At 61.3% G+C, this 14548-nt stretch carries 17 protein-coding genes; 2 read left to right on the top strand and 15 right to left on the bottom strand.

Translation table 11 applies throughout. The features are described 5' to 3' along the window. Positions 1–1072: 1072 nt before the first annotated feature. On the top strand, positions 1073–1633 hold the full coding sequence (locus ACKAMS_RS01505; RefSeq protein ID WP_020968944.1) for a TetR family transcriptional regulator: 561 nt from the start codon (positions 1073–1075) through the stop codon (positions 1631–1633). On the opposite strand, the gene ACKAMS_RS01500 is transcribed toward ACKAMS_RS01505, so the two are convergent. From ACKAMS_RS01500 to ACKAMS_RS01460, 9 genes are all read right to left on the bottom strand, one after another. Then, positions 1624–2499 (bottom strand): TIGR03619 family F420-dependent LLM class oxidoreductase, encoded by an 876-nt coding sequence (locus tag ACKAMS_RS01500; protein WP_408988516.1) that lies wholly within the window; start codon positions 2497–2499, stop codon positions 1624–1626. The two genes, ACKAMS_RS01505 and ACKAMS_RS01500, sit on opposite strands and share 10 nt — an antisense overlap. Next, positions 2496–4154 (bottom strand): ABC transporter substrate-binding protein, encoded by a 1659-nt coding sequence (locus tag ACKAMS_RS01495; RefSeq protein WP_408988515.1) that lies wholly within the window; start codon positions 4152–4154, stop codon positions 2496–2498. The genes ACKAMS_RS01500 and ACKAMS_RS01495 overlap by 4 nt, the downstream gene beginning before the upstream one ends. A gap of 24 nt (positions 4155–4178) precedes the next feature. After that, the gene (locus ACKAMS_RS01490; RefSeq protein ID WP_019744360.1) at positions 4179–5240 is read right to left on the bottom strand and encodes a DUF1214 domain-containing protein; all 1062 of its coding nucleotides are present in this window, start codon (positions 5238–5240) and stop codon (positions 4179–4181) included. An 88-nt stretch (positions 5241–5328) separates the two neighbouring features. Further along, positions 5329–6474, bottom strand: coding sequence for a sulfotransferase family protein (locus ACKAMS_RS01485; protein WP_408988514.1), 1146 nt, complete (start codon positions 6472–6474; stop codon positions 5329–5331). Between the two features lie 22 nt (positions 6475–6496). Then, positions 6497–7288: an SDR family oxidoreductase gene (locus tag ACKAMS_RS01480; RefSeq protein ID WP_019744362.1), complete on the bottom strand. Its 792-nt coding sequence runs from the start codon at positions 7286–7288 to the stop codon at positions 6497–6499. Next, on the bottom strand, positions 7282–7641 hold the full coding sequence (locus tag ACKAMS_RS01475; RefSeq protein ID WP_019744363.1) for a nuclear transport factor 2 family protein: 360 nt from the start codon (positions 7639–7641) through the stop codon (positions 7282–7284). Before ACKAMS_RS01475 ends, ACKAMS_RS01480 begins: the two co-directional genes overlap by 7 nt. A 24-nt stretch (positions 7642–7665) precedes the next feature. Beyond that, the gene (gene cysN, locus ACKAMS_RS01470) at positions 7666–9567 is read right to left on the bottom strand and encodes a sulfate adenylyltransferase subunit CysN (RefSeq protein ID WP_019744364.1); all 1902 of its coding nucleotides are present in this window, start codon (positions 9565–9567) and stop codon (positions 7666–7668) included. Further along, positions 9567–10472, bottom strand: a complete 906-nt coding sequence (gene cysD, locus ACKAMS_RS01465) for a sulfate adenylyltransferase subunit CysD (protein ID WP_408988513.1) — start codon at positions 10470–10472, stop codon at positions 9567–9569. Before cysD ends, cysN begins: the two co-directional genes overlap by 1 nt. Next, complete coding sequence (locus tag ACKAMS_RS01460) at positions 10469–11215, bottom strand: 3'(2'),5'-bisphosphate nucleotidase CysQ (protein WP_019744366.1); 747 nt, start codon at positions 11213–11215, stop codon at positions 10469–10471. Before ACKAMS_RS01460 ends, cysD begins: the two co-directional genes overlap by 4 nt. Before the next feature lie 254 nt (positions 11216–11469). Here ACKAMS_RS01460 and ACKAMS_RS01455 point away from each other — a divergent pair, with 254 nt between their 5' ends. Further along, the gene (locus ACKAMS_RS01455; RefSeq protein WP_019744367.1) at positions 11470–12081 is read left to right on the top strand and encodes a TetR/AcrR family transcriptional regulator; all 612 of its coding nucleotides are present in this window, start codon (positions 11470–11472) and stop codon (positions 12079–12081) included. 12 nt (positions 12082–12093) lie between these two features. Here ACKAMS_RS01455 and ACKAMS_RS01450 read toward each other — a convergent pair whose 3' ends face one another. From ACKAMS_RS01450 to ACKAMS_RS01425, 6 genes are read right to left on the bottom strand one after another with little or no spacing between them, the layout of a single operon-like run. Beyond that, positions 12094–12375, bottom strand: a complete 282-nt coding sequence (locus ACKAMS_RS01450) for a metal-sensitive transcriptional regulator (RefSeq protein WP_003942012.1) — start codon at positions 12373–12375, stop codon at positions 12094–12096. A gap of 31 nt (positions 12376–12406) precedes the next feature. Continuing rightward, positions 12407–12679 (bottom strand): hypothetical protein, encoded by a 273-nt coding sequence (locus ACKAMS_RS01445; protein WP_021333927.1) that lies wholly within the window; start codon positions 12677–12679, stop codon positions 12407–12409. Continuing rightward, entirely contained in the window at positions 12672–13187 is a 516-nt protein-coding gene (locus ACKAMS_RS01440) for a hypothetical protein (protein ID WP_408988512.1), read from the bottom strand. Before ACKAMS_RS01440 ends, ACKAMS_RS01445 begins: the two co-directional genes overlap by 8 nt. Then, a complete protein-coding gene (locus ACKAMS_RS01435; RefSeq protein ID WP_003942066.1) occupies positions 13180–13617 on the bottom strand; it encodes a hypothetical protein in 438 nt (145 codons plus the stop codon). Before ACKAMS_RS01435 ends, ACKAMS_RS01440 begins: the two co-directional genes overlap by 8 nt. Before the next feature lie 15 nt (positions 13618–13632). After that, entirely contained in the window at positions 13633–13788 is a 156-nt protein-coding gene (locus ACKAMS_RS01430; RefSeq protein ID WP_019744371.1) for a hypothetical protein, read from the bottom strand. A gap of 57 nt (positions 13789–13845) precedes the next feature. After that, entirely contained in the window at positions 13846–14508 is a 663-nt protein-coding gene (locus ACKAMS_RS01425) for a hypothetical protein (RefSeq protein ID WP_019744372.1), read from the bottom strand. Between the last annotated feature and the right edge of the window lie 40 nt (positions 14509–14548).

The following is a 14548-nucleotide window of genomic DNA, read 5'->3' as shown; positions in this document are numbered from 1 at the left end:
ACGCTCAGTGCGCTGCTGCCTTCTTCGACTGCCGAGAGGCAAGCAGTCCGGTCAGGCCGAGTGCCGCGACCAGCCAGATCCCCAGAACGAGCAGGCGCGGTCCGGCGCCGTTCCCATCGAAGTAGATGACGGAGCGGATGGGCTCCATGGCCGCTGTTGATGAAGACGAGCACCGTCAGCACCGCGAAGATCGCGGCTTGGCCGAGCAGTCGATTGAGCAGGATGCTCACCGCACCGACGGTGAACGTGTAGACCATCGAGATTCCCAGCAGTTGTAGGATCTGACCGACCGACGCCCCGAAGGCGTGCATGAAGATGCTGGTGATTCCGAAGGCTATGAGCGGGGTGAGTATCGCCGCACCGGCCAGGATCGAATACTGCTCTCGCAGCCGCATTCTCGGCGCAACCTGACTGAGCACCGTGATGGTCAAGTAGCCACCGAGGGTGCAGACGATCAGGAAGTAGAAGAGCCCGACGGTCGAGGAGTCGCGCGCCGTGACGGGCGCCGAGTCGATCACCGTGACCTGCTGCCCCGTCTGCTCCGCGACGGAATGCGCCAAGCTGCTCACCACGGAAACCGTCGAGGCGCCCGCACCGGTGGCGATATGTGCGGTCACGGTGTCACCGATCTCGACGGCGCCGATAGCGTCACGGTTGTCGATGCGCGAGATCGCGTCAGCCGAGTTCTCTGTGGCGACGAGGTCGAATTTGTCGCCAGACGTGGCTTCGATTCCCTCGATCAACGACGCCGTCACAGATGCTGGACCAACCACCACGATCGGTGCCTGGTTCGGCATCGGCGAGTGGAACGCGCTGACGTAACACAGGCAGAACATGATGACGAAGAACAGCGGAAACGCGAGTCCACTGCCCACCATCTTCCAGTTGGTCGGCGGATCGACGACCTCTTCACTGGGAACGCGGACATCGGTATCTGTCATATTTCACACTCTCTTCACTAACCGCATCTAGCTGTCAACACCGTTGACAGACTCAACAGTCAACACTGTTGACACGTTAGAGTCAACGCCGTTGACAACGAGGTCGGCGAGCGAGCACAGAGGTCGATGTCGTGACATCCACGAAGCACACACCAGAGCAGGAACAGCCCTCGACGTCCGAGGCGATTCGCGCCGCAGCGTTCCAACTATTCGGTGAGCACGGGTTCGGCGGCACGTCAGTTCGCGCCATCGCCAAAGTTGCCGGAATCGATCCGGCCCTGGTCATCCGGCATTTCGGGTCGAAGGAAGCGCTGTTCCTGGAAACCACTCCGGTTGCGGACTACTTCGAAGGTCAGTTCGACGGCCCACTCGACACCCTCGGTGAGCGGATCGCAGTCTTCGTCCTGGGCAAGGCCGACGCCCGGATGCTGTCGGTGTACACAGCGCTCATGCGAGCGTCGGACAGTCCACGCATCCGGGAGCGACTGCGCGAGATGACAGGCACGTTTGCCACCAATCTCGCCGCTCGCCTCGACGGTGAAGACGCGTACACCCGCGCACTCCTGGTCTCCGCCCAGGTGTCCGGCCTGTTGAGCGTCCTCAGCGACGAGAGCATCCCCCAGTCCGCAGATCGCGACGAGTTGGCAAAACTCTACGGCCGGGCGATGCAGACGCTGATCGATCAGTACTGAGTGATGACCTCCTCGGCAAACCGCCGAATGGAGTCGAGTCGCCCCTGACGATCACCGGCGTCAACTCCGTAGCGATACCAGGGCAACACTCTGATTTCCGTGACTCCGAGAGTCTCGAGTTCGCGATATCCGTCCAGATCACGAACATCCGTCGGCGAGACGTTGACGCCGAAAGGAACATCGGCACGACCGTACTCGACCCGCAATTCCGTGAGGCGATCGATAGCGCAGGCTAATTCGGCTTTGGTCGTGTTCACCGACATCCAACCGTCAGCCAGCCTGGCTGCACGACGCAACCCCGGTTCGCTGTGCCCACCGATGTAGATCGGAACCGGAATCTCCGGAGCCGGACTGATCATCAGAGCGTCGAAATCGTAGTGCTTGCCGTGGTATTCGACCCATTCCGGCCCACGTCCCGCACACACCGCCTTGATGATCTCGATGGCTTCGTCGGTACGCGCACCGCGGGTGCGCATCTCGGTACCGGTGAAGGTGAATTCCTCGGGAATCCAGGACAAACCGACGCCGAGGGCGACGCGGTTCCTCGACATCACGGCCATGGTCGCGACCTGCTTGGCTGTCAACAGCGGATCGCGCAGTGGAAGTTTGAACACGTTGGTGTAGAACTGAATTCGCGATGTGACGGCCGCCATCGCCGCCATGGCAATGAACGGATCAGGCATCGGCGTCTCGGGCGCCCACATCCGCTTCCCGTCAGCAGTGTACGGGTACGGCGCCGACACCTGCTCGGGATAGAACACGGAATCCGGCATCGCGATTCCGTCGAACCCCACCTCTTCGGCGACCTGCGCCAACTCGCACAGTTCCAGGGCGTCGATCATCGCACCCGCCAAGGACCACTTCATCGTTCCACCGTTTCGCCGTTGGGCGAGATCCAAGCGCCGCCCAAGAACATGATGTCGGTGATGTTGCGTACGACGCCGTGAACATTGCCGTCCCATGCGGTCAACACCGACGCCGGCCCCCAGATCACGTAAGGCACAGTCGCGTTGGCGTACTCCTGCACCTTGCTGATCGCCTCACGGACAGCATCGTCCGTCGATGCCGTCTGCACAGCTGTGATCATCGCGTCCATCTCCGGGTCCGCGAAGCCGGACGGGTTGTTCTTCGAATCACTGGCCATACTGTTGTACAAGTTGAGGTACGGCGCTTCTTCTCCGACCGGAGCGCCACCTCTGGTCATGTCGAAATCGTGGTCCTTGTATACCCGTCGAACCAGATCGGTCACATCGGTCGCGTAGTCGATGGTGACGTCGAAACCGATCGCGTTCAGCGACGCCTGAACCGTCAGTGCCGTCGCCTGTTGGCTGGGCTCCGGGGTGGTGAGGTAGCGGAGTTTCCCGTCGTACCCGTCGGACTTTGCTTGATCCAGCAGCGCCTTTGCCTTCACCTGATCGAACGGAATACCTGCTGTGTTGTTGAACCAACGTGACGTCTGCGGGACCAGATCGGAACTGGCGGTGCCCAATCCGTTGTTCGCACGAGTATTGACCGCCGCCGGATCCACCCCGTAGGCGATCGCCTGACGGACGCGTACATCGGCCCCGGGCTTGCCCTCGCGATTGTTGATCGTGCCGATCCCGTTCTGTCCGGTCGGACTGAGGTAACCCGAGTATCCGTCGTCGAGAACTTGTTCGATCACGGCCTCGTCGCGGAGGATGTACGTCATGTCGATCTGGCCGCTCTTCAACGATTCGTACTGAGACTGCGCACCCGACGTGGGAACAAACCGCACTGTGTCCAGTGGAGGTTTACCGCCCTGATAATCCGTGCGTGCGGCGAGTACCAGTTCTTCGTGCGGGGCGAACTTGGCCAAGGTGAACGGACCCGCCCCGATCGGTGTGAACGCTCCCTCCCCGGTTCCTGAAACCGACCCTGCCCCTCCCCCTGAACTTCGCGCAACGATCATTCCGGGCCCGAGCGACAACAGCGCCGGGAATTGACGCCAGGGCCGCTCGAGCACGAATTCGACTGTGGTGGCGTCGAGCGTCTCGATCCGATCCACGATGTTGAGCCAGGTCTGCGATACATCACCCTTGCCTGCCACGAATCGATCGATACTCCACTTCACCGCTTCCGCGTCGAGCGGACTTCCGTCACTGAAGGTGAGGCCATCAGCCAAAGTGACGGTGTACGAAGTGAAGTCGCTGTTGTTCGACAGTGTCTTCGCGAGTTGTGGCACGAAGCTCCCGTTTGTGGAGTCGCTGCGTACCAGCGTGTCGTAAATCGCGGCCATTTCGGTTCCGCCGGTCGAACCGGCGGCTTGCGTTCTCATGGGGTCCAACGAGGAAGGGAACGAATAGGACCCGAAGGTGAGAACACCGCCGTCGATCCGCTCCCCCACATCTGGGGCGCCCACAAAACCAGCTGCGCCACTACTGCTCGGTGAAACCGATCCCGAGGTGCCCCCACTACTGGAGGCACACCCGGCCAACATCAATGCACCGGCGAGCCCGAGCGCGACAAAGCGAGGGCCGAACCTAATCTTCCTGGTGTACATACGTTCCCAATCTCCGTCGGCGTGTCAGATCTTGACTACCTTGGACGTCGGGATCGGGTGCGAGTCCGCCTTGATCCAGCGCAGCGCCCATGTGCCCTCGGCATGCGAATCGGTGTCGATCCAGTTGCCGTAACCCGGATCCTTCGCCGCTACGACGATTGTCATGGTGCCGTCGTCGTTGAGCTTCGCGGTGTGATTGTTGATGTAGATGTTCGTGCGGTTGTAGTCGAGAGACTCGACCCAGAAGTTCTGCAGCACGAAGTTGAAGTACTCGCAGTTCGGAACCTCGGTCTCGATGACCCACGCCTCGTCCTCGGCGAGCTTCCAGTAACCGTGGAAGTAGAAAATCGTCGGATCGCCGCCGGCGTCCTGGAAGTAGTCCTGTCCCCAGTCGAAGATCTCGTTGGTGTGCGGCTGGAATTTGCGCGACCACTCCAGGAAGGTCTCCGCCATCCCCTTCACGATCCCGACGGACTTGGTGAGACGCTCGCCGATCTCTTCCGGACTCAGCGGGACGAACTCGCCGTCCGGGTTCAGGCATTCGATGGTCAGATCACCGATGACCTCGTTGCGCCGATCCTGGTGAGTTTGCCGAACGGAGATGAGGTTGCTGTCGGGCGCCAAAGGCAGCCAAGCGCCCTCAGCGGGCTTGTCGACGCTCGCGATGAACTCGAAACGGCCGTTCTCGTCGACCTCGAGGTCGTGGATATGCAGATCTCCGGTCTGCAGCATGGTGCCGTCGATGTGGTACCGATTGACGCGCGAGCCGAAGGTGATCAGCGGGACGGTGCCTCGGGTGCCGATGATCCGGTAGTTGTACTTACCGGAAATGTTGGCGCGCATGTAGACGTTGTCCGGGTTGTCGGCACCGATCTTCGTCATCATGTTCGGGTTCGGAGCCGACGAGAACTGCGGCCACCGCGGATCGGTGTACTCGACACAGTTGATCGTGCCGTACCGAAGCAACCGACTCAGGTAGCGGACGCCCTCGGCTTGAGTCAGCGGATCCTGAGGGACGATCTCGTCTTCCAGGACCTTTCCGACCTCGAGCAGATCTGCGCAGAACTTTTCCCAAACAGCATTCATGTGAATCTCCTTGTTTCAGTTGGGGCTTCGCCCTGTGCGCCTTTTTGGTAGTCGGCACTACCAAAAAGGCGCACAGGGCCGGAGGGCTTCAGGGTGTGGTGGCGAACTTCGCTTCGACGTCGGCAGCGCTCACGCCGAAATCCGCGAGCGAATAGCGATGCGACGGACGACGGTGCTCGGCAAGGCTCGCCTGATGCGACGCCTCCACCGCTGCGCGAGCCTCGTCAGTGAATGGCAGGTCGAACTGCGCGTAGATCTTCTCGACGGTGCCGACCGCATCGGCGATGAAGTCCTTGTAGTCGACGTCGATGAACTGATCGGGGTTGTAACGGCTACGGGCATTGTTGAAGTTCGCATTCCCTCGCGCCCACAACTCCAGTTGCGTGCGCCCGATGGCCGGACGATCGAAGGCCCTCGACATGTCGTGTCCGCCCTGCTCGACGAGGCTGAAGGTGGACGCCATCGATGTCAACGGGTCCCGGAAGGTCCGAACGAACAGTGCATCCGGATAGACCGACATGATCTCGTCGATCGCGAAGACATGGCTCGGGCTTTTGAGCACCCACCGTCTGTCCTGGTCGTGCAGCCCGATCAACTGCAGGTTCTTCTTGTGCCGCGCATATGTTTCGGTCCAATCCTGCTCCGCCAGCCACTGCGTGTAACTCGGCACGTACGCAACAGTTTCGAACGCGGTGGAGAGCAGCGTCTGCTGCAGCAGACGCCAACATTCCTCGACCTCCTCCGCCCCCATGAAATGCACCTTCATCAGGTCCGCTTCGTTGCGCTGGCGAGCACGGTAGAAGGCATCGGAGCGAACGTAATATTCGTTCTCCGACCACTTGTCGCGCTCGGGGCGCGGCTGCGGCGTCTCGGCGAGCCACATCTCGGCGCCCTGATGCGCCGGGTCGGCACCGAGCAAGCGGTGCAGCGCGGTGCTGCCGGTGCGGGTCAACCCGACCACGAAGATCGGGCGTTCGATCGGAACATCGACGTGCTCGGGGTATTTCGCGAATCCGGCCTCACTGGTCAGGCGACCCGCGAGCGCTCCGACGATCATCTTGCGAGCGATCACCTTGCCGTGAGGAGTGAGGTCGGCCTCGTTCTGGAACGACTCGAGGAGAACTCGAAGTCCTTCGAGATAGCTGTCGCTGCCGAAGTTTTTGTACCCGGCCGCCTCGCGCGCAGCGTGGTGCAGGTCATCGATGGAACCGATGCCGTCGTAATCCTGTGTCATGGCTAATCCTTGTATGAGTTGATCAGTGGTGCGTGTGACCGCAGTTGACGTCGAGACATTGCCCGGCGATGGCTCTGGCCGAATCGGACAAGAGGAAGACGACGGCATTGGCGATGTCGTCAGGTTCGGGTAGCCGGCGCAGATCGGCGCCCGCTGCAACCTCGTCGTAAATGACCTTGGGGTCGACCCCAGCTGCCGCCGCCTTTTTCTCGAACATGTTCTTGACCGAGTCCGCCCAGATATAGCCGGGAGCAACCGAATTGACTCGAACGCCCTTGGGACCGAGATCGATCGACAAACTGCGTGCCATTGCCAGGAGCCCGGATTTCATGATGCGGTAGGCCCCGAACCCGGGAAGCTGATTACGCAGCACCATGGACGTCACCATCACGACGGAGCCCTCCGCCTCGGTCAATGCCGGCACAAACGCGCGTGTCACGTTCAACGCCGCAAGCAGGTTGATGTCGATACCCGACTGGATGGACGCCATGTCGGCGTCCAGGAGCGGGACCTGCGCGGGTTGAACAAATGCGTTGTTCACCAAGCAATGCACCGCACCGAACTCAGCGACAGTTGTCTCCGCCAACGAAGCGATCGAATCGACGTCGGTGAGGTTCGTCGGGACGGCCAACGCGATTCCGCCGCGGTCTCGAATCTCCCTTGCCACCGATTCCAAGCGCTCGGGTGTGCGGGCAGCCAGAACAACCTTCGCTCCGGCCGCCGCACTCTGCATCGCAATCGAACGACCCAGCGCCGGGCCCACTCCCGAGACGACGACAACCTTGCCTGCCAGCAGGCCCTGATGGGTCAGCACAGCGCCTGCGGATCGAGAACAACACTCAGGGAGATGATCTTGCCGTTCTCGTCGAACTCGAACACGTCGGTGGCAGCGAAGTCAGGGATACCGGCGCGCTGCACCCGAAGCTGCATCGCTGCGTACTTTCCCGTCACCGAAATCGGACCGAGCAGGCTGACTGTGAAATCGACCTGCGCGTTCGCGGTATCGAATTCGCGAATCTCCTCGATTCCGCGGTAGGTCCGGCCCCCCAGCGGTTCGTGTTGAACTGCGTCGGGCGCAAACAGCGCAACCAGTCCGTCGACGTCGTGACTTCCGAGACACTTGACGTAATCCTCTACGGCAGAAACTATTTCAGCCCTGTCAGGCATAGATGCTCCTCGTGTTCAGGCGGATCAAGAAATGGTTCCGCGGGCGCGGAGATGGTCGACGATCGCGATCGCAGCGTCCTCGGTCGTCGTGACACTGGTGTCGATGTGAATGTCAGGGTTCTGCGGCGGTTCGTACGGCGAATCGATTCCGGTGAAGTTCACCAACTCGCCCCGTCGAGCCTTCTTGTACAGACCCTTGGGATCTCGCTCCTCTGCGACGGCAAGAGCGGTGTCGACGAAGATTTCGACGAACTGTTCGTCGCCGATCAATTCACGGGCGGCATGACGCTCCGCCTCGAACGGTGAAATGAAGGACGCGAGCACGATCAGACCGGCGTCCGCCATCAGTCGGGTGACCTCGGTGACGCGACGGATGTTCTCGACGCGGTCGGCTTCGGTGAATCCGAGGTCTCGATTCAGCCCGTGACGGACGTTGTCTCCGTCGAGGAGGTAGGTGTGCGCGCCGAGTGCGTGCAGTTGACGCTCGACATCGTTCGCGATGGTCGACTTTCCCGAACCGGAGAGACCGGTGAACCACAGAACTGCGGGTTGGTGTCCCTTGAGCCTGGTGTGCGCGGCCTCGTCGACGTCGACGGATTGCCAGTGAATGTTGTCCGATCGACGCAGCGAGTGCGTGATCATGCCCGCACCGACAGTGCCGTTGGTAAGGCGGTCGATGAGGATGAAGCTACCGGTGTCACGGTTGCCGACGTACGGGTCGAACGGGACCGGTCGATCGAAACTGAGGTTGCACACACCGATTTCGTTGAGCGCGAGAGTAGTCGTTGCGGTCTTCTCGAGAGTGTTGACGTTGATCTTGTGTTTCGGTTTGGTGATGCGCGCAGTGACTGTGACGGTACCGATCTGGCACAGGAACGGCCGTTCGGGCAGCATGGGAGCCTCACCCATCCAGACGATGCAGGCCTCGAACTGATCGGCTACGGCCGGCGGATTGTCGCCGATGGACAGCACATCACCGCGACTGATGTCGATCTCGTCGGCGAGCGTGATGGTGACCGAGCGGCCCGCACCGGCAACGTCGAGGTCGCCACCCATGGTCACGATGCGCTCGACTGTGGACGTCTTTCCACTGGGGAGCACGCGGATGGGATCTCCGGGAGATACGGTGCCTGAAACGATCTGGCCGGAGAATCCGCGGAAGTCGAGGTCCGGCCGGTTGACCCACTGCACCGGCATCCGGAACGGAGCCGCGGCGGCAGCATCGTCGATGTCCACGCTTTCGAGATGCTCGATCAGGCTTGGTCCGGAGTACCACGGGGTATTCGCACTGCGCTCGGTGAGATTGTCACCCATGTATGCCGACATCGGGATGGCGACGAACCCGTCCAGACCGATCTCGTGAGCGAACCCTGCGTAATCCGCGGTAATGGCATCGAAGACCTCTTGCGAGTAGTCGACGAGGTCGAGCTTGTTCACGGCAAGCACCACGTGCTTGATCCCCAGCAACGAGACCAGATACGAGTGCCGGCGGGTCTGAGTCAGTATCCCCTTGCGGGAATCGACAAGGATCACCGCAAGATCGGCGGTCGACGCGCCCGTCACCATGTTTCGGGTGTACTGCTCGTGCCCCGGAGTATCGGCGACGACGAACTTGCGTCGCTCGGTCGTGAAGTAGCGGTAGGCGACGTCGATCGTGATGCCCTGCTCACGTTCGGCGGCGAGACCGTCGACCAGGAGCGCGAAATCGAGCCCCTCCCCCTGGGTTCCGCTCTTGCGCGAATCGGCTTCGAGCGCCGTCAACTGGTCGTCGAAGACGAGTTTCGATTCGTAGAGCAGACGGCCGATCAAGGTGCTCTTGCCGTCGTCGACGCTGCCGCACGTGATGAATCGCAGCATGCTCTTGTTCGCATGACGTTCGAGGTACGCCTCGATGTCGTCAGCGATCAGATCCGAGGAAACAGTCATCAGAAGTACCCCTCTTGCTTCTTCTTTTCCATCGACGCACTGGAGTCGTGGTCGATGACCCGTCCCTGGCGTTCGGAAGTGGTGGTGAGCAACATTTCCGAGATGATCTCGGTCAGGCTCGTGGCGGTCGATTCGACGGCTCCGGTCAGCGGGTAGCAGCCGAGGGTGCGGAAACGAACGCTCTTGAGCTCCGGAGTCTCTCCCGGCAGCAACGGCATCCGGTCGTCGTCGACCATGATCAGCGCACCGTCCCGCTCGACGACGGGCCGCTTGTCGGCAAAATACAGCGGAACGATCGGAATCTCTTCCTGGCGTATGTATTCCCACACATCCAGCTCGGTCCAGTTCGAGAGAGGGAAGACGCGCAGGCTCTCGCCCGGCGCTTTGCGGACGTTGTACATCCGCCACAGTTCCGGTCGCTGCTGCTTGGGATCCCAACGGTGCGCAGCTGATCGGATCGAGAAGATGCGTTCCTTGGCGCGGGATTTTTCTTCGTCACGGCGGGCGCCGCCGAATGCAGCGTCGAACTTGTAGTGATCGAGGGCTTGTTTGAGGCCTTCGGTCTTCCACATGTCGGTATGGACAGCGCTGCCGTGAGTGAACGGGTTGATCTCCTGCTTCACGCAGTCCGGGTTGGTGTGGACGATCAGATCGAGATCGCCTGCAGCAGCGGTACTGTCACGAAGTTTGTACATTTCACGAAACTTCCACGTGGTATCGACGTGCAGAAGCGGAAACGGCAGCTTCGACGGATAGAAGGCCTTGCGCGCCAGATGCAGCATCACGGCGGAGTCCTTGCCCACCGAGTACAGCATCACCGGGTTCTCGCTCTGGGCAACAGCTTCACGCATGATGTGAATGCTCTCGGCTTCGAGTCGTTCGAGGTGCGTCAGTGTCGCGGTCATCGGCCCAGTTCCTCCAGTGCTTTCGGGGCGAGTTCGGGTCGGCAGATCAGCAGATCCGGCAACCACGGGTTTTCCTGGTTGTAGCGCAGTTCGCTGCCATCGATACGCGAAACATGCAGTCCCGCAGCACGTGCGACAGCAACCGGCGCCGCCGAATCCCACTCGTACTGTCCGCCCGCATGTGCATAGATGTCTGCCTCACCCGAGACGACCGCCATTGCTTTGGCTCCGGCGGATCCCATTTCGATCAACTTCGCGCCCATCGAGTCGGCCATGCGCATGACCGGTTCCGGACGCCGCGTCCGCGACACGACGACCCGCACCGGTGTCGAAGCGCCGCGCTCGGTTCGATCATCGCTGCTGGAATAGGTGACGCCGAGGGCAGGCATCGCGACCGCACCTGTTGTGAGGACACCGTTTTCGCTCAGTGCAACATGCACTGCCCAGTCCGATCGTCCGGCCTCGCCGTACTCACGGGTGCCGTCGAGAGGGTCGACGATCCACACCCGATCCGCAGCCAGCCTCGCGAGGTCGTCAGCCCCTTCCTCCGACAGCACTGCATCCGCAGGAAAGCGTCGGGCAAGTTCGGCGACGATGAATTCGTGACTGAGCCGATCGGCCGCGTTCTTGAAAGTCGCGACATCACCGTCGTTTTCGCCGAGGGATTTCCGATGGTCGAGCAGAAGTTCTCCCGCCGCAGCGGCGATGTCGATCGCCGCGCGTTCATCGTTAGTGCGTGTCATAGGTACTCCACAACTGTGTAGACCTCCCGATCGATACGGGAAGAAAGGTCAGGCCGACCGCAGAGTGTCCAGCGCTTTGCACTGGCCTCGATGTGGTCTGCGCCATACCGTAACACCAGAATGAACGATGTTCATTCTATTTCGAACAATGTTCATTCTATGATCTGAGTCACATTGGATTCTGGGTGGCGTTCAATAACGAACAGTGTTCGATGTGAATTGAGGATGCCGACCACCGCGACTACGGTGATCAAATGAGCAGTGCCAGCAGCAAGTCGATCTACGGTGACGCCGAAGTGCGTCGGCGCCGAACACTCGACGCGGCGATCTCGCTTCTGGACGAAGGAGGCTACTCCGCACTCACCATCCGCGCGGTCGCTAAACGAGCCGGCACCAGCACCGGACTGATCTACCAGTACTTCGTCGACAAGCAGGACATCTTCGCCGCCCTCCTCAGCGAAAGTCAGCTGGAAATGGCGGACTTCGTGAACTCGCTCCCCCGCAAGCAGGGACTGAGCGCCTTACTCGAGTCCATGATTTCCGAATTTGCTCGGCACTGGGAACGGGTGGGTCGACTCACCACCACCTGGCGCGACATCGAAGGCATGGCCGGGTCCGACCGAGAAAGCATGCGGGAACTTCACGCATCCGTAGCGGTCTACAACTCGGCATTGATTCGAGCGCTCACCGAATCTGCTGCAGCCGAAGGGAGCCGGTTGATCGACGACCCCGCGTTGATCCATCTCGTGCTCTCCGGACTCAAAGGCCTGTCGGACACCATCGTCATCAACATCGCCAAAGAAGTCACACCCGAGTACTTCGTGAGCTTCTCCGCCCGGGCGCTCGCGCGGTCCATCACGGAGTGACGGACCGGCACCTTACGAACGAACGAGGCGAGCGATGGCCGCCTGAGCTTCCTTGATCTTGACGTCTGCTTCCGGACCACCCTGCTTGGCAGCTTCGACGACGCAGCCCGCAAGGTGCGCGTCGAGAAGCTTCAGGGATACGGACTGCAACGCGCTCGTCGCGGCGGACACCTGGGTGAGCACGTCGATGCAGTACCGGTCGTCTGCGACCATGCGCGAGATTCCGGCTACCTGACCTTCGATACGACGAAGGCGTTTGAGCAGATCGTCCTGCTCGGGGCTGTAACTACTCATACCGCAACTATACCCCCTACCCGTATGAGGGCTACTGCGATGCGACGAAGCCCACCCGGACGCGGCGCACGACATCGATGGCCATCAGCCCCGCAACCAGAATCGACAACCCGGCGCCCGAGATCCAGAGACCGTCGTAGTGCGTGCTCTCGAACGGTGGAGCGCCCTCCAGTATCGGTCCGAAGTCGGACGTCGTCGTACCCGCTCGCCAGCACACGACCGCCAGAATCGTGGCGGCGACGATACCGAGTACACCGATCCACGTCTTCACGTCGACGAGCGGAGTTGGCTGCGCCTCAATCATCGGCAGACCCGTCCGGTTCCACACCGACCGTGACAACCTGGCTCAACGCCTCGCGAAGTGCCCGATCGTCTTTCGCCCACGCTCGCACCAATCCCCCGGTGGTCAGACGCAAGCCGATACCGTGCCGACGCCGGGGCACTCCGGACAGCTCACCCAGCGCGCGTGCCGTTTCCCACGGCTCCATTGCGTCTTCATAGGCGGAGTCGTCCGATTCGGGAAACACCTCGGCGATCTCGGTGATCGGCACCTCTTCGGTTCCCTGACGCAACGTGGTCGCGGTCAGAAGTACGCTCGCATGCCGGCGCGCGGCAATCACCTGCACGTAGACCAACCCGGTGAGGATCACGGCGAACATCGCCAGACCGAACCAATGCACCACCGGGCCGGTGAACAGTTCGATGACCAAGGCGATCAGGCAGAAGATCGGCCCGAACGCGATGGCCCACCACCGAGAACCCGGTTCGTAGTACAGAACGTCCGGGCCGATTTCCGGCGCGCGATCAGCCACGGGCAAACCAACTTCGGGTGGTGTCGCGGTAGATCGCGACGCAGGCACAGATCAGCATGACGGGAACAACCAGCGCGAGCACGGTACTGATCCCGGCCACGACCAGCGCGATCTGCAGCACCGCGAACACTCCGGACACGATCACCAGGATCCGTCGGCACAACGCCCGTCCGGCGCGAGTGGGACCGGCGAGGCCGCCGATCGCAAGGCCGGTCAACAGCAGAACCAGCCCGGACACCCGCACGAAGGTGACGTAGATGTCGATGTTTCCGGCCGACACGCCTTGATCGGTGAATTGTTCACGCAGCGAATACGAGGCGCTGGTGACATTGATCAGGCCGAAGAGTATGAGTAGGAACGCGCTGGCGATCCACAGCCAGAATGCTGCCTCGACGGCCGTCGGGCGCCTGACCTTCGTAGAGATACTCACGGGTTCAAGTGTGCGCTATCCGCTGACGATGCCCGGAATCATGAGCACCAGGAGTGTCACCAGAACAGAGGCTCCAAGGATCGCGAACAAGATCACTTCGGTCCGTGAACCACGTTGGCGCAGTGGAGCGTCGTGGGTGCTTTCCGTGCGCAGGGCTTCCTGAGAACTCATTGTCTACGACCTCTCCCCTACTACTGCAGTGACCCGTTTCACAGTACCCCGAGCTACCTATCGGTTCCCCGCCGGGGGGAAACGAAGAAAGTACGGATTGGACTCTTTTCGGTGCATCATCACGATCGCCCCGACAGCAGCAACTGCCTGCAGGATCTCCGCTCCGCCGAACAGCAGAGTGGCCGCGCCGCCGTCGCCGCCGAGCCCGAAGATCACGGGGATCGCAGAGACCAACATGAAGACTCCACAGAACGTCAGCAACATTCGAGCCCAGTTCTTGCCACGACTCATCGAGCGCACGAACAAAAGGAACACCGCGGTGACGATCACCACCAGGACAGCGGAGAACACGATGACCAGTGGGAACATGCCCTCAACGTCGGAGCGTGTCAGACCGGCATCGACAGCCGCCTGGTTCCTGAGCATCTCGTCGACGAACATCGACTTCTGCCCGAGCAGCATCCAGATCATCGCGCCGCCCTGGACCAGCCCAAGCGCCGTCACAGCCCACCACAACTGAATCGCAGTCACGACGTCCGTCGGCGGCTCGGGTTTCGGCTGGGGGCCCGGGTATCCGTTGTAACCGGGGCCGTATCCCGGGATCTGACCCGTCGGCATCGGTCCGAGTTCGCGGTATGGCTGATTCTCGAACGGCTGGTTCTCGTAGGGAGGTTCCCGGCGGGGCGGTTCCTGGCGCGACGGCGGCCACTGCTCGGTCATGACACCAGCGTATCGGTCGATACCGGTGCAGCCACCATGC

It is taken from the genome of Rhodococcus sp. 5A-K4, assembly GCF_046097995.1.
In the GTDB taxonomy this organism is placed as follows: Bacteria; Actinomycetota; Actinomycetes; order Mycobacteriales; family Mycobacteriaceae; genus Rhodococcus_F; species Rhodococcus_F erythropolis.
The sequence above is the reverse complement of the archived record's forward strand: the minus strand, read 5'-3'. Positions and strand labels throughout refer to the sequence as shown.

Coding starts and splice junctions, on each gene's coding strand:
- ACKAMS_RS01485 (WP_408988514.1), bottom strand. CDS start 6,474: ATGACACAGGATTACGACGGCATCGGTTCCATCGATGACCTGCACCAC.
- ACKAMS_RS01455 (WP_019744367.1), top strand. CDS start 11,470: ATGAGCAGTGCCAGCAGCAAGTCGATCTACGGTGACGCCGAAGTGCGT.
- ACKAMS_RS01490 (WP_019744360.1), bottom strand. CDS start 5,240: ATGAATGCTGTTTGGGAAAAGTTCTGCGCAGATCTGCTCGAGGTCGGA.
- ACKAMS_RS01500 (WP_408988516.1), bottom strand. CDS start 2,499: ATGAAGTGGTCCTTGGCGGGTGCGATGATCGACGCCCTGGAACTGTGC.
- ACKAMS_RS01495 (WP_408988515.1), bottom strand. CDS start 4,154: ATGTACACCAGGAAGATTAGGTTCGGCCCTCGCTTTGTCGCGCTCGGG.
- cysD (WP_408988513.1), bottom strand. CDS start 10,472: ATGACCGCGACACTGACGCACCTCGAACGACTCGAAGCCGAGAGCATT.
- ACKAMS_RS01460 (WP_019744366.1), bottom strand. CDS start 11,215: ATGACACGCACTAACGATGAACGCGCGGCGATCGACATCGCCGCTGCG.
- cysN (WP_019744364.1), bottom strand. CDS start 9,567: ATGACTGTTTCCTCGGATCTGATCGCTGACGACATCGAGGCGTACCTC.
- ACKAMS_RS01430 (WP_019744371.1), bottom strand. CDS start 13,788: ATGAGTTCTCAGGAAGCCCTGCGCACGGAAAGCACCCACGACGCTCCA.
- ACKAMS_RS01425 (WP_019744372.1), bottom strand. CDS start 14,508: ATGACCGAGCAGTGGCCGCCGTCGCGCCAGGAACCGCCCCGCCGGGAA.
- ACKAMS_RS01450 (WP_003942012.1), bottom strand. CDS start 12,375: ATGAGTAGTTACAGCCCCGAGCAGGACGATCTGCTCAAACGCCTTCGT.
- ACKAMS_RS01475 (WP_019744363.1), bottom strand. CDS start 7,641: ATGCCTGACAGGGCTGAAATAGTTTCTGCCGTAGAGGATTACGTCAAG.
- ACKAMS_RS01445 (WP_021333927.1), bottom strand. CDS start 12,679: ATGATTGAGGCGCAGCCAACTCCGCTCGTCGACGTGAAGACGTGGATC.